General features: G+C 63.2%; 16 protein-coding genes. 3 read left to right on the forward strand and 13 right to left on the reverse strand.

The window, feature by feature from the left end:
* Positions 1-2: 2 nt before the first annotated feature.
* From MRBLMU1_RS19425 to MRBLMU1_RS19485, 13 genes are all read right to left on the reverse strand, one after another.
* Entirely contained in the window at positions 3-746 is a 744-nt protein-coding gene (locus MRBLMU1_RS19425) for an rRNA pseudouridine synthase (RefSeq protein ID WP_363504365.1), read from the reverse strand.
* On the reverse strand, positions 743-1765 hold the full coding sequence (ltaE, locus tag MRBLMU1_RS19430; RefSeq protein ID WP_363504368.1) for a low-specificity L-threonine aldolase: 1023 nt from the start codon (positions 1763-1765) through the stop codon (positions 743-745). The genes MRBLMU1_RS19425 and ltaE overlap by 4 nt, the downstream gene beginning before the upstream one ends.
* A gap of 22 nt (positions 1766-1787) precedes the next feature.
* Positions 1788-2699, reverse strand: a complete 912-nt coding sequence (locus MRBLMU1_RS19435) for a class I SAM-dependent methyltransferase (RefSeq protein WP_363504371.1) — start codon at positions 2697-2699, stop codon at positions 1788-1790.
* Positions 2686-2880, reverse strand: a complete 195-nt coding sequence (iscX, locus tag MRBLMU1_RS19440) for a Fe-S cluster assembly protein IscX (RefSeq protein WP_008450499.1) — start codon at positions 2878-2880, stop codon at positions 2686-2688. The genes MRBLMU1_RS19435 and iscX overlap by 14 nt, the downstream gene beginning before the upstream one ends.
* Position 2881: 1 nt before the next feature.
* Entirely contained in the window at positions 2882-3223 is a 342-nt protein-coding gene (gene fdx / locus MRBLMU1_RS19445; RefSeq protein WP_090314518.1) for an ISC system 2Fe-2S type ferredoxin, read from the reverse strand.
* Positions 3224-3247: 24 nt separating this feature from the next.
* On the reverse strand, positions 3248-5128 hold the full coding sequence (gene hscA / locus MRBLMU1_RS19450) for a Fe-S protein assembly chaperone HscA (protein WP_363504376.1): 1881 nt from the start codon (positions 5126-5128) through the stop codon (positions 3248-3250).
* Between the two features lie 115 nt (positions 5129-5243).
* On the reverse strand, positions 5244-5762 hold the full coding sequence (hscB, locus tag MRBLMU1_RS19455; protein ID WP_363504379.1) for a Fe-S protein assembly co-chaperone HscB: 519 nt from the start codon (positions 5760-5762) through the stop codon (positions 5244-5246).
* 5 nt (positions 5763-5767) lie between these two features.
* The gene (iscA, locus tag MRBLMU1_RS19460; protein WP_019920390.1) at positions 5768-6091 is read right to left on the reverse strand and encodes an iron-sulfur cluster assembly protein IscA; all 324 of its coding nucleotides are present in this window, start codon (positions 6089-6091) and stop codon (positions 5768-5770) included.
* Positions 6092-6158: 67 nt separating this feature from the next.
* Positions 6159-6548, reverse strand: a complete 390-nt coding sequence (iscU, locus tag MRBLMU1_RS19465) for a Fe-S cluster assembly scaffold IscU (protein WP_020702063.1) — start codon at positions 6546-6548, stop codon at positions 6159-6161.
* 24 nt (positions 6549-6572) lie between these two features.
* Positions 6573-7829 carry an IscS subfamily cysteine desulfurase gene (locus tag MRBLMU1_RS19470; protein WP_363504384.1) on the reverse strand — a complete coding sequence of 419 codons (1257 nt, stop codon included), beginning with the start codon at positions 7827-7829 and terminating at the stop codon, positions 6573-6575.
* Between the two features lie 49 nt (positions 7830-7878).
* Positions 7879-8355, reverse strand: coding sequence for a Fe-S cluster assembly transcriptional regulator IscR (iscR, locus tag MRBLMU1_RS19475; protein ID WP_090314522.1), 477 nt, complete (start codon positions 8353-8355; stop codon positions 7879-7881).
* Positions 8356-8485: 130 nt separating this feature from the next.
* Complete coding sequence (locus tag MRBLMU1_RS19480; RefSeq protein WP_363504387.1) at positions 8486-9265, reverse strand: uracil-DNA glycosylase; 780 nt, start codon at positions 9263-9265, stop codon at positions 8486-8488.
* Positions 9266-9330: 65 nt separating this feature from the next.
* Positions 9331-10677, reverse strand: a complete 1347-nt coding sequence (locus tag MRBLMU1_RS19485; protein WP_363504390.1) for a glucoamylase family protein — start codon at positions 10675-10677, stop codon at positions 9331-9333.
* A gap of 141 nt (positions 10678-10818) precedes the next feature.
* On the opposite strand from MRBLMU1_RS19485, the gene MRBLMU1_RS19490 reads away from it, so the two are divergent.
* The 3 genes from MRBLMU1_RS19490 to MRBLMU1_RS19500 are packed head-to-tail and all read left to right on the forward strand — an operon-like array spanning position 10819 to position 13970.
* On the forward strand, positions 10819-12093 hold the full coding sequence (locus MRBLMU1_RS19490; protein WP_363504393.1) for an efflux RND transporter periplasmic adaptor subunit: 1275 nt from the start codon (positions 10819-10821) through the stop codon (positions 12091-12093).
* Positions 12090-12785: an ABC transporter ATP-binding protein gene (locus tag MRBLMU1_RS19495; protein WP_363504396.1), complete on the forward strand. Its 696-nt coding sequence runs from the start codon at positions 12090-12092 to the stop codon at positions 12783-12785. Before MRBLMU1_RS19490 ends, MRBLMU1_RS19495 begins: the two co-directional genes overlap by 4 nt.
* A 27-nt stretch (positions 12786-12812) precedes the next feature.
* Complete coding sequence (locus tag MRBLMU1_RS19500) at positions 12813-13970, forward strand: ABC transporter permease (RefSeq protein ID WP_363504399.1); 1158 nt, start codon at positions 12813-12815, stop codon at positions 13968-13970.
* Positions 13971-13977 lie beyond the last annotated feature (7 nt).

Raw genomic sequence — 13977 nt, forward strand, 5'->3', positions numbered from 1 at the left:
GTTTAGAAGCGCTCGTGATCCTGCAGGTAGCGCCACTCGCCCACCGGCAGGCTGGCCATCGCGATGCGGCCGACGCGGATGCGCTTCATCGACACCACACCCAGGCCGACCAGTTTGCACACGTGTTCAATCTGGCCCGGCTTGGGATTTTTCACCGCGAAGCGCAGACGGTTCTCGTTCTGCCAGCTCACCTTGTTCGGCGCCAGCGGTTTGCCGTTGAACGGCAGCCCGTGGTTGAGTAGCGCCAGGCCGTTTTCCATGATGTTGCCGGTGACTTCGACGATGATCTCCTGTTCGATCTTCGCCTGCTCGTCCACCAGCTTGCGGCTGACCCGGAAGTCCTGCGTAAACACCAGCAGGCCGCTGGCCTTGGTCTCGAGCGGCGTGGTCAACGTCAGGTTGACCAGGTGGCGCTTGAGGAAGCGCTGGCCGGGCGCGCTGCGTGTCAGCGATTCGGCGTTCAGCAGATGCATGGCCGGCGAACCGTCCTTGCCCACGCCGCCGTTGGCGCCGGCGGGCTTGTGCAGCAGGATCGTGACCGGCACGATTTCCAGCAACGTGGCGTCGGGCGCCAGCTCGATCTTCTGCTCCAGGGTCACGCGCGCGCCGGCCTCCTCCACCAACACGCCGTCGACGCTGACGTAACCGCCCTCGATATAGAGTTCGGCCTCGCGGCGCGAGCATGGAAGTATCTCGGCCAGGCGCTTGGCCAGACGAAGGCTGTTATCTGTGGTGCTGTCGGTCATCCGAAAAAATCCCCAAAAACGGTAATGGCGCGATCGATATCGTCGCGCGACGCATCCATGTGCGTGACGATGCGCAGGCGCGGCGACATCGACACGCGGATGCGGGTCAGTTGCAATACGTCGCTCAGACCCCGGCAGGCATCGGCCGGGATATCGACGTAGAAGATGTTGGTCTGCGGCGCGCTGACCTGGATACCTTTGAGTTTGGACAGCTCGGCGGCGAAGTAGGCGGCGTTGTCATGGTCCTCGGCCAGGCGGGGGATATTGTGCTCCAGCGCGTACAAACCGCCGGCGGCGATGATGCCGGCCTGGCGCATGCCGCCGCCGAGCATCTTGCGCCAACGCGTGGCTTCCTTGATCAGCGGCTTGCTGCCGCACAGGATGGAGCCGACCGGCGCGCCCAGGCCCTTGGACAAACAGACCGAGACCGAATCGAAGCCCGCCACCGCCGCGCGCGGGCTCACGCCCAGCTTGACCGCCGCATTGCAGATGCGCGCGCCGTCCATATGCGTGGCCAGGCCGCGTTCATGGGCCAGCGTGGTCGCCTGCTGGAGGTATTCGAGCGGCAGCACGCGGCCGCCGATGGTGTTCTCCAGCGCCAGCAGCTTGGTGCGCGCGAAGTGGATGTCGTCGGGCTTGATGTACGCCGCGATGTCGGCCAGCGCCAGGCTGCCGTCGGCCTGGTTGATGATGGGTTGCGGCTGGATACTGCCCAGCACCGCCGCGCCGCCGCCTTCGTACTTGTAGGTGTGCGCTTCCTGCCCGACCAGGTACTCGTCGCCGCGACCGCAATGGGCCAGCAGCGCAAGCAGATTGCTCTGCGTGCCCGAAGGCGCGAACAGGGCCGCCTCGTAGCCGAACAAATCGGCGGCGTATTCCTGCAGGCGGTTGACGGTGGGGTCGTCGCCGTAGACGTCGTCGCCGACATCGGCCGCGTTCATCGCCGCACGCATCGCCGCGCTGGGGCGGGTGACGGTGTCGCTGCGAAGATCCAACCAATTTTCTTTCAGATCACTCATCGTTCCGTCACCCTTTCGTTTTCTACTGTTTTTCCAGTTGTTCGGTGAAGAAGCGGTTGCCCATTTCTTCCAAACCGACCGTTTCAAGCACCTCGCGCAAGCGCTCGGACGGGCGCTGACGCGGCAGATTTTTGTAAGTGGCGATGATCAGCTCATTCTTCATCGAGTGCTCCCAGCCCACCAACTCGGTCACGTTGACCTGGTAGCCGTGCGCCTCCAGTTGCAGGCAGCGCAGCACGTTGGTGATCTGGCTGCCGAATTCGCGGGTGTGGATCGGGTGGCGCCAGATTTCAGTGAGCGCCGACTTGCCCAGCGACTGGCCCTTGTTCTTCTTCAGCACCGACGCGACTTCCGCCTGGCAGCAAGGCACCAGCACCATGTACTTGGCCTTCTTCTTCAACGCGAAGTGGATGGCGTCGTCGGTGGCGGTGTTGCAGGCGTGGAGCGCGGTGACGATGTCGATTTGGTCCGGCAGCAGCTTCGATTCGGTCGATTCGGCCACCGACAGCGGCAGGAACGACATGCCCGGGAAGTTGAACTGCTTGGCCAGCTCCTGCGAGCGCGACACCAGCTCTTCGCGGGTTTCGATGCCGTAGATATGGGAGCCGTCGTTCAGCGCCTTGAAGAACAGGTCGTAAATGATGAAGCCAAGGTAGGACTTGCCGGCGCCGTGGTCGACCAGCGACACTTGGCCCTTCTCGGCCAGCACTTCCTTCAACAGCGGCTCGATGAACTGGTACAGGTGGTAGACCTGTTTGAGCTTGCGGCGGCTGTCCTGGTTCATCTTGCCGTCGCGGGTCAGGATGTGCAGCTCCTGCAGCAACGCGACGGTCTGGCCTTCGCGGATCTCCGGCATGTTGTCGGCGCCGGTGACAATGGCGCCGATTTTGGCCGGCGCGGCCTTGGCTGGCTTGGTCGGCTTACTTGGCTTCATCGATCCACGCCTGCTGTACCGCTTCGAGAACTTTTTCACCACCGCGCGTGTGGTCGTCGTCGAACTCCTCGAGATCGACGATCCAGTTGTGCAGATCGGTGAAGCGGATAGTCAGCGGATCGATGTCCGGATGCTTATCGTAGAGCGCTTCCGCGATCGCGGTGATGTCCGTCCACTTCATATCAGTGTCCGCCTTCGCTGGCGTGGTTGATGGTGTATTTCGGGATTTCGACGACCAGGTCTTCCTCGGCCACGACGGCCTGGCACGACAGGCGCGACACGGCCTCCAGGCCCCAGGCCTTGTCCAGCAGGTCTTCCTCGGTTTCGCTGGCTTCGCTCAGCGAATTGAAGCCCTCGCGCACCAGCACGTGGCAGGTGGTGCAGGCGCAGGACTTCTCGCACGCGTGCTCGATGTGGATATCATTTTCCAGCATGATGTCGCACAGGGTTTTACCGACTTCGGCTTCGACGACGGCGCCGTCCGGGCACAGTTTTGCGTGGGGCAGGAATACGATTTGTGGCACTTGATACCTCTGTCTTATGGGTTCTTAAACTACCTGGTCGAGCGTCTTGCCGGCCAGTGCGCTGCGCACGCTGCGATCCATGCGGCGCGACGCGAATTCTTCGGTGCCGTGGGCCAGCGCCTCGACGGCGGCCTTGACGGCGACGTGGTCGGCGGCGCCGGTCTGCGATTGGGCGATCACGTCGCGCACCTTGTTCATCAGGACGTCGACCGATACGCGTTCCTCGTCCGACAGCAGGCCGGCGTCTTCGTCCAGCGCCGACTGCGTGGCCAGGATGATGCGCTCGGCCTCGACCTGCTCTTCGCGCAGCGCGCGGGCGACCATGTCGACATCGGCCGACTTGTACGAATCCTGCAGCATGCGCGCGACGTCGTCGTCGCCCAGGCCATAGGCCGGCTTGACGGTGATCGACGCCTCGACGCCGGAGCGCAGTTCGCGCGCCGAGACCGACAGCAGGCCGTCGGCGTCGACCTGGTAGGTGATGCGGATGCGCGCGGCGCCGGCGACCATCGGCGGAATGCCGCGCAGCTCGAAGCGCGCCAGCGAACGGCAGTCGGAGACCAGCTCGCGCTCGCCCTGCAGCACGTGCACCGCCAGCGCCGTCTGGCCGTCTTTAAACGTGGTGAACTCCTGCGCGCGTGCGCAAGGGATGGTCGAATTGCGCGGAATGATCTTCTCGACCAGGCCGCCCATCGTCTCGATACCGAGCGACAGCGGAATCACGTCCAGCAGCAGCCAGTCGTCGCCCGGCGCGCGGTTGCCGGCCAACAGATTGGCCTGCACCGCCGCGCCCAGCGCGACGACCTTGTCCGGATCGATGTTCGCGTGCGGGATCGTGTGGAAGTACTCGCTGACGGCGCGCTGCACGTGCGGCATGCGCGTCGCGCCGCCGACCATGACGACACCGTCGACATCGTCGGCATCGACGCTGGCGTCGCGCAGCGCCTTCTTGATGGCGCTCATGGTCTTGGCGATCAGGTGCTTGGTGATCTCCTGGAAGGTCTCGGCGGTGATTTTCAGATGCACTTCTTCGCCCGAATTCAGGATCGCGTCGACGGTCACTTCGTTCTTGGTCGACAGCAGCTCCTTGGCTTCGCGCGCCTTGACCATCAGGATGGCGGTATCCTCGTCGGACAGCGGCGCCAGCTTCTCCTGCTGGTGGATGTAGCAGAACAGGCGGTGGTCGAAATCGTCGCCGCCGAGCGCGGAGTCGCCGCCGGTGGACAGTACTTCGAACACGCCCTTGCTCAATTTGAGGATCGAGATATCGAAGGTGCCTCCGCCAAGATCGTAGACGGCGTAGATGCCCTCGGAGCCGTTATCGAGGCCGTAGGCGATGGCGGCGGCCGTCGGCTCGCTCAGCAGGCGCAGCACGTTGATGCCGGCCAGTTGCGCCGCGTCCTTGGTGGCCTGGCGCTGGGCGTCGTCGAAGTACGCGGGCACGGTGATGACCGCGCCGACCAGATCGTCGCCCAGCGAATCCTCGGCGCGCTGGCGCAGCGTGGCCAGGATCTGCGCGGAGATTTCAACGGGGCTCTTGATGCCGGCGATCGTTTTCAGCTGCACCATGCCGGGCGTGTCCTGGAAATCGTAGGGCATGTTTTCGGCGTAGGCGATATCGGCCAGGCCGCGCCCCATGAACCGCTTGACGGAGACGATGGTGTTTTTCGGATCGGTGGTCTGCGCGGCCTGCGCCTTGTAGCCGATGTTGGCGTGGCCGTTCGGCAGATAGCGCACCACGGACGGCAGCAGCGGCCGGCCATCCTCATCGTTCAGCACTTCTGGAATGCTGTTGCGCACGGTGGCGACCAGCGAATTGGTGGTGCCCAGATCGATCCCCACCGCCAGCCGATGCTGGTGCGGCGCGGTCGACATACCCGGTTCGGAAATTTGCAGAAGTGCCATGTGATTCAAGCCTTTAATCCGGGGGTCAAGTCTGTCATTCGGACACGGCCTCGGCGCTAGGGCCGTCTTAAGGCAGAGCTCGTGTCCGAATGTCAGACTTGACCCCGGAGTTTTGTTAGTTGTCTTCGATCGCGGTGAAGCTGTGTTCTATTTCGTCTTTGAATTTTTCGAGGAACATCAGCGCGCGCACGCCTTGCGCGGCTTGCTCGTAGTCGTCGGCGTCGATCTGTCGTTCGATCTCGGCCAGGCGCTCCTTGCGGGCGGCGCGCAGTTGCTTGTCGAGCGCTTCGAGCGCGTCGGCGTCCTTGCCGGCGCGGGCGTCGCCAAGTTCTTCGCGCCATTCCATCTGCTGCATCAGGAAGGCCATCGGCATCGCCGTGTTGGACTCGGTCTGTAAATCGACGCCGTGCAGCTCGCACATGTATTGCGCGCGCTTCTGCGGATTTTTCAGCGTTTGATAGGCTTCGTTGGCGCGTGTGGCCCACTGCATGGCGACGCGCTTTTCGGCGTCGGTCGCGTTGACGAATTTGTCGGGGTGGACTCGGCTTTGCACGTCGCGGTAGGCGCTGTCCAGCGCCCCCGCGTCGACGGCGAACCGCTGCGGCAAATTGAACAGCTCAAAGTGATTTTGCATGTCTATCAGATGCGGAAGCTCTCGCCGCAACCGCATGCGTCTTTTTCGTTCGGGTTGTGGAACTTGAAGCCTTCGTTGAGCCCCTCGCGCGCGAAATCGAGCTCCGTGCCGTCGATGTACGGCAGGCTTTTCGGATCGACGAACACTTTGACGCCGTGCGATTCGAAGACGCTGTCCTCGTCCGCCACTTCGTCGACATATTCAAGCTTGTAGGCCAGGCCCGAACAGCCGGTGGTGCGCACGCCAAAACGCAAGCCGACGCCCTTGCCGCGACGCTCGATGTAGCGGTTGATGTGCTTAGCTGCTTTTTCGGTCAGGGTGATTGCCATGTGATTCTCCGTACCGGCGCCGGACTTTCGCCCGCGCGCCGCTGTAAGACAGTGCTGTGAAGCAGATTTACGCCGCTACCGGGTGCTTGGTCTGGTAATCCAGAACAGCCGCCTTGATCGCGTCTTCCGCCAGGATCGAGCAGTGGATCTTCACCGGCGGCAGCGCCAGTTCTTCGGCGATCTGGGTGTTCTTGATGGCCAGCGCCTGATCCAAGGTTTTGCCCTTGACCCATTCGGTCACCAGCGAGCTCGATGCGATGGCCGAACCGCAGCCGTAGGTCTTGAATTTCGCGTCTTCGATCAGGCCATCGGCGCCAACCTTGATTTGCAGTTTCATGACGTCGCCGCAGGCCGGCGCGCCGACCATGCCGGTGCCGACGCTGTCATCGCCCTTTTCGAAGGCGCCGACGTTGCGTGGATTTTCGTAGTGGTCCAACACTTTTTCCGAGTAAGCCATTTTGATGCTCCTGTATCTTTAAGATTAGTGGGCTGCCCATTGGATCGAGCTGATGTCGATGCCTTCTTTGAACATGTCCCACAGCGGCGACAGTTCACGCAGTTTGTGTACCTTGGACTTCATCAAGTCGATGGCGAAGTCGATATCCTCTTCCGTCGTGAAACGGCCGATGGTGAAACGGATGGAGCTGTGCGCCAGCTCGTCGCTGCGGCCCAGCGCGCGCAGCACGTACGACGGTTCCAGCGAGGCCGAGGTGCAGGCCGAGCCCGACGACACGGCCAGGTCCTTGACGGCCATGATCAGCGATTCGCCCTCGACGTAGTTGAAGCTGACGTTCAGGTTGTGCGGCACGCGGTGCTCCATGTCGCCGTTGATGTAGGTCTCTTCGATCTCTTGCAGGCCGTTGGCCAGGCGGTCGCGCAGCGCCTTGATGCGGGCGATCTCGCTGTCCATCTCGACCTTGGCCAGGCGGAACGCTTCGCCCATGCCGACGATCTGATGGGTCGGCAAGGTGCCCGAACGCAGGCCGCGCTCGTGACCGCCGCCGTGCATCTGCGCTTCGATGCGCACGCGCGGCTTGCGGCAGACGTACAGCGCGCCGATGCCTTTCGGACCGTAGGTCTTGTGGGCGGTGAAGGTCATCAGGTCGACCTTGGTTTTTTGCAGGTCGATGACGACCTTGCCGGTCGCCTGGGCGGCGTCGCAGTGGAAGATGATGCCCTTCGAGCGGCACAGCGCGCCGATCTCGTCGATCGGCTGGATCACGCCGATTTCGTTGTTGACCAGCATGACCGACACCAGGATCGTGTCCGGGCGGATCGCGGCGGTCAATTGCTCGATGGTGATCAGGCCGTTGTCCTGCGGTTCCAGGTAGGTCGCCTCGAAGCCGACGCGTTCCAGTTCGCGCACCGTGTCCAGCACCGCCTTGTGCTCGGTCTTGACGGTGATGATGTGCTTGCCCTTGGTCTTGTAGAACTGCGCCGCGCCCTTGATGGCCAGGTTGTTCGACTCGGTGGCGCCGGAGGTCCAGATGATTTCGCGCGGGTCGGCGTTGACCAGGGCGGCGACGTGGCCGCGCGCCTCCTCGACCGCCTTCTCAGCCGTCCAGCCGTACATGTGGCTGCGCGAGGCCGGATTGCCGAACTGCTCGCGCAGGTAGGGAATCATGGCGTCGGCGACGCGCGGATCGATCGGCGTGGTGGCCGAGTAGTCCATGTAGATCGGGAAATGCGGGGCGGTCTGGAACTTCACGGCGGCGAGGTTTTTTTCTGGGGCGTTCATCTGGTAACTCCGGTTTTCTGTATGTATTTAAGCCAAAGCGCTAAAGCGCTCAACCCAGCGCGGCGTGGTTGCGGTGCATGACAACCACGTTTTGTTCAGCATTCTTTTGCTTCTGTTGATCGACCAGATCCTGCAGCGAAACGGAATCCAGATAATCAACCATCTTTTCGTTCAGCGTGGCCCACAGTTCGTGGGTCATGCAGCGCACGCCGCTGGCGGCGTCGGCGCCGTGGCAATTCTCCTTGCCGCCGCATTGGGTCGCGTCCAGCGGCTCGTCGACGGCGATGATGATATCGGCCACCGTGACCTTGTCGGCCCGGCGCGCCAGGCTGTAGCCGCCGCCCGGGCCGCGGATCGATTCGACGATCTCGTGGCGGCGCAGCTTGCCGAACAGCTGTTCCAGATACGACAGCGAGATCGCCTGACGCTGGCTGATGCCTGAGAGCGTGACCGGGCCTTTGCCTTGGCGCAAAGCCAGATCGATCATCGCAGTCACAGCAAAACGGCCTTTGGTGGTCAGACGCATCACTACCTCGGTTCAGCTAGGTTAAAATATCGACCCGACTGCTCAGTTAAAGCCTGATTAGTTGATCGATTTAGTCAAGTATACCAAACTTTATGAAAGTTTGCCGGGAGGCCCCTTGGCCACTTCCACCTCACTTGCCTTTTAGCAAGCGCATCGGCTGGAACAGCGCGTGCATGTCCGGATTGCCGATGAAACTCAGGTTGTACGGATGCTCGGCCGTGATCTGCGGAAATTCTTTCATTACCGGCAACTTTTTCAGCAATTCGGCGATTTTCCCCCATAGAATCATGGTCGGCTTTTGCTGGGCCTGGGCCGCCAGGCCGCCCATGACCGTCTCGAAGAACGGCAGCCAGGCTTTAGCGTCCTTGACCGGCGGTACGTGGCTGCGGAACACCAGCGAGGCGTTCAACAGCAGGAAACCTTGCTCGGTCAGCTTTTGCTGCATCTCGGCCAGTGTTTGAATATGGGTGCCGCCGCCGCTGCGGGCAAGGGTCGAAATCGCCGCCATCGCCGCGCCGCCGGTATCGGCCAGGGTGAGTTGGCCGTCGGCCACCAGCAGCATCTTCATGAAGTTGCGCAGCGAGGTGGCTTTGTTGACAGGCTTGGACAAGCCGCCGCCCTCTTCGTTCGACCACAGGCTGCCGACGGCGCCGTCCATGAAGCAGACGCCGGTCGCACTGTCTTCGCGCGGGTAAGGCCCCTCCCCCACTAATACATAGCGCACTTCGCCGAGCGGCAGCGCGAAAGCGGCGAACAGGCGCTGTTCGGTCGGCAGGTAGATGTCGTCGGCGAGTTGGGCGAGGTAGCCGGGCGTGGCGGCCTGCATGGCATCGAGGCCTTCGATCAGCAGCGGACGCCACGAGGCGTCGGCGCGCGACAGCGCATCAAGGATGGAAACGGGGATCGTCATGCTAATTAGATACAGGGGAAAGGCGAGATTGTACCTCCTCGTCCAACCATCCGACCCGAATGCGATCAGGACGTTCGGGTCTCGCCATCCAGCCAGCCCCCGGCGAATCCGGCGCGGCGCAGGCCTGTTTGCAGGTAAGTGTTGCGGCGCATGATATTCCATGGGAAATCGTGCAGATAGTTTTCCACCATGATCACTGTCGGCCCCTCGTTGATGCCGAAGTGGTATGGCGACACCCAGTGTCGGCAGGCTACCCGTCCGTGCGAGAACACCGTCGAGAACGACGCTTTGAACCCGTAAGGATTCGCCTCGCACAGCTGCATGTCCTGATAGTGGATGATGCTGGGCATGACGATTTCCGGCGCGAACGGCAGCGACGCGGCCACCGCCCACGGCGCCAGGGTGCCGTCATCCGGACCGTACGGCACGCCCCGCCCGACATAGTCCCAGAATTTGCGCTGCACGCCGTCGATCCTGCGCGTGGCCGGCCCCGGCCCGTCGCTGGCCGTGATGCCCCAGCATAGCGCACCGTACTCCGGGAAACCCATGGGGTTTTCGATCGCGTACTTTTGCTGCACATACGTCGCGCGCCGGCTATTTTCGAAGTAGTCCGAGTCGTGCTCGCGCATGAAGTCATCCCGGATGCCGCGCAGATCCAGCCACACATGCGACATCTGATGGATGAACAGCGGCCCCGCGTACAGATAGTCGATGCCGTACACCGTCTTCCACTCATAGCTCCGGCACCAGGCGTCGTAGCTGTCCCGTCCCACCGGAAAAGTAGGCGAGCCCAGCGCCAGCACGTACAGGATCAGCGCTTCGTCATAGCCTTCCCAGTGCCAGCGCAGAAAGCCGCTTTCGGGGGTCCAGCCGTGGCAAACCAGATTGTTCCGCCCGCGCATCCATTGCCAGTCGACACGGCGATACAGCATGTCGGCCAGCGCGCGGATCTCATTTTCGTCGGGCGTATCCTCGGTGAAATATTGGGCCGCTGTCAGCATGCCTGCGATCAACAGCGCGGTGTCGATGCTGGACAGCTCGCATTTCCACGCGCGCGCGCCGCTGCCCATGTCGATGAAGTGGTAATAGAACCCTTTGTAACCGGTGGCGCGGGGTGATTCGCTCTGTTCGCTGTTGGCGAAGAACCGCAAGGTGGTCAAGGTGCGGACCACGGCGTCGGCGCGCGCCATGAAACCCTGCTCGACGCCGATCGGGTAAGCGGTCAGCGCCATGCCGACGGCGGCGATGCTGGCCGGCCACACCTCGGCGGTCTTGTCGCGGATCAGGCCATTGGCGGGATTGACCTCGTTGACGAAGTAGTCGAACGAGTCCTTCTGCAACTCGTTCAGCAGGGCGAGCGTGGCCGCGTCGATGGTGGCAGGCGGGCGCTCGGCGCGCGGCATTGTGGTCATAAAAGTCCGAACAATTGAAAAAGGTCATGCTGTCACAGCAGTAGCTTGCAGTATGTACCTGAACACACAGATACGCCTGCCGCTTGCGATTCAAACGCGTTTGCCGCACTATTTGATGGCGAAGTTGGCAACGGCCGACTGATGAACCTGAGTGAATCCGAGCGAACCCGAGGCTACCAATTGGCGACTCCCGATATTTCCCGTCTCAAAATCGACCGCGAGGCCAAGGCGCCGGCGGCCGGAGCGCGTCCCAGGCGCCGTCGCTGGGGCAGGATGGTGCTGCTGGTGCTGGCCCTGGCACTGGTGGGCGCCTTCGCCATGAGCGTGCTCGCCGGCAAGCCCGCCGTGGAGGTGGTCGCGGTCGCGCAGACCTACCCGGCGCAAAATTACACGCTCCTCAACGCCACCGGCTACGTGGTGGCGCAGCGCAAGGCCGCGCTGTCATCCAAGGCCACCGGCCGGCTGGAGTGGCTGGGCGTGCTGGAAGGCTCGCACGTGAAGAAGGACGAGGTGATCGCGCGGCTGGAAAGCCGCGACGTCGCGGCGGCGCTGGGACAGGCGCAGGCCAACGTCAAGGTCGCGCAGGCCAATCTGGAACAGGGCCAGGCCGAGTTACATGACGCGCAATCGGCCTTCCAGCGCGCGGCCGAGCTGTTGAACCAGAAATTCATCGCCGCCTCGGCCTACGACACGGCGCAGGCGCGCCTGAACAAGGCCAAGGCCAGCATCTCCGGCTATCAGGCCGCCATTGCGGCGGCCCGCGCCAACGCGCAGGCGGCGCAGGTGGCGGTGGACCAGACGGTGATCCGCGCACCCTTCGACGGCGTGATCCTGACCAAGAGCGCCAATGTCGGCGACAACATCACGCCCTTTTCCTCCGCCGCCGACAGCAAGGGGGCGGTGGTCACCATCGCCGACATGGACACGCTGGAGGTGGAGGCGGATGTCTCCGAATCGAACCTGAGCAAGATCCGCGTCGGCCAGCCGGTGGAAATCCTGCTCGACGCGTTCCCGGAGCTGCGCCTTGCCGGCACGGTGTCGCGCATGGTGCCGACCATGGACCGCAGCAAGGCGACCTTGCTGGTCAAGGTGCGATTCGAGGAGCGCGATCCGCGCGTGCTCCCGGATATGAGCGCCAAAGTCGCCTTCCTCTCGCAGGCCGTGCCGCCCCAGGATAAGCAACCGGTAACCGCCGTGCAGCCGGCGGCGATCGTCACGCGCGGCGGCACGCCGTCGGCGCAGTTTGTATTCCTGCTCGACGCCGATGGCGCCAGGGTCAAACGGGTGCCGGTTACCCAGGGCCGCAAGATCGGCGAGCTGGTCGAAGTCAAAGGCCTGAAGCCGGGCGACAGGGTCGTGCTGGCGCCGGACGACGCGTTGCAGGACGGCCAGGCCGTCAAATTGGCGAAGAAATGACCGAGCCGCTGGTACTGATCGAACACCTGGTCAAGTCCTATCGCCGTGGCGATCAGGTGGTGGAGGTGCTGCGCGATATCAGCCTGTCGATACCGGCCGGCGCCTTCACCGCGCTGATGGGCCCCTCCGGCTCCGGTAAAAGCACGCTGCTCAATCTGATCGCCGGCATCGACAAGCCCGATAGCGGCGTGCTGCGGATCGCCGGCCTGGATATCGCCGGCATGGGCGAAACGGAGCTGGCCGGATGGCGTGCCGCCAACGTCGGTTTCATCTTCCAGTTCTATAACCTGATGCCGGTGCTGACCGCGTTCGAGAACGTCGAGCTGCCGCTGTTGCTCACGCCCTTGTCGCGGCGCGAGCGGCGCGAAAGGGTGGCGCTGACCCTGGAGATGGTCAACCTGGCCGACCGCATGGACCACACGCCGAACGAGCTGTCCGGCGGCCAGCAACAGCGCGTGGCGATCGCCCGCGCCATCGTCAGCGATCCGACATTGATCGTGGCCGACGAGCCGACCGGTGACCTCGACCGCCAATCTGCCGCCGAGATCCTGGCGCTGCTCCAGCAACTGAACCAGCAGTTGGGCAAGACCATCATCATGGTCACACACGACGCCCAGGCGGCGGCGCAGGCCCGTAACGTGGTGCACCTTGAAAAAGGCGAACTGCTCACCGACGAGCCGCAGCGCGCGTGAGCTGAAACTGAACGCCCGGACCCCGCCATGTACACTCTGCGACTAATCGTCAAAAACGCCTTGCGCCACAAGCTGCGCACGTCGTTGACGATACTCGGCCTGGTGGTGGCGATCTTCGCCTTCGGCCTGCTGCAAACGGTCATCGACGCCTGGTACGCCGGCGCGGAAGGCGCCTCCAACACCACGCTGGTCACCCGGAACAAGACATCGCTGGTGTTTCCGCTGCCGCTATCCTACGAGGCGCGCATCCGCGCGGCTCCCGGCGTGACCGGGGTCGGCTACGCCAACTGGTTCCAGGGGACCTATAAAGACCCGAAAAACTTCTTCGCGCAGTTTGCCATCTCCGGCGCCAGCTATCTGGACATCTACCCCGACTACCTGCTGCCGCCCGACCAGCGCGGGGCCTTCCTGCGCGACCGCAAGGGCGCCATTGTCGGCCGCAAGCTGGCGGACCAATTCGGGTTCAAGGTCGGCGACATCATCCCGCTCAAAGGCACCATCTATCCCGGCGACTGGGAACTGGTCGTGCGCGGCATCTTCGACGGCAGGCAAAGCACGACCAATACGGCCACCCTGTTTCTGCACTGGGATTACGTCAACGAGTCGCTCAAGAAGACCATGCCCCGCCGCGCCAACCAGATCGGCGTGTACGTGGTGCGCATCGACGAGCCGGAAAACGCCGCCACCGTCTCGGCGGCGATCGACAGGGAATTCAGCAATTCGCTGGCCGAGACGCTGACCGAAACGGAGAAAGCGTTCCAGCTCGGTTTCGTTTCGATGTCGGAGGCGATCGTGATGGCGATCCGCGTGGTGTCGTTCGTCGTGATCGTGATCATCGCGGCGGTGATGGCCAACACGATGGCCATGAGCGCGCGCGAACGCTTGGGCGAATACGCCACGCTCAAGGCGCTGGGCTTCGGCCCCGGCTTCCTCTCCGCGATGATCCTGGGCGAATCGCTGTTGCTGTCGCTGTTCGGCGCGGCGCTTGGTATCGTCATCCTGTTTCCATTCGCGGCTTTCCTCGGCACGGTGATGGGAACGATGTTTCCCGTCTTTGAAGTCACACGGTTGACGGTGATCCAGCAGATACTGGCCGCGCTGGCCGTCGGCTTGGTCGCGGCCATCGCGCCAACCTTGCGGGCGACCCGCGTCAACATCGTCGAGGGATTGCGGAGCATAGGATGACAATGCG

Origin of the sequence: Burkholderia sp. LMU1-1-1.1 (assembly GCF_040675865.1) — a bacterium.
GTDB lineage: Bacteria > Pseudomonadota > Gammaproteobacteria > Burkholderiales > Burkholderiaceae_D > Rugamonas.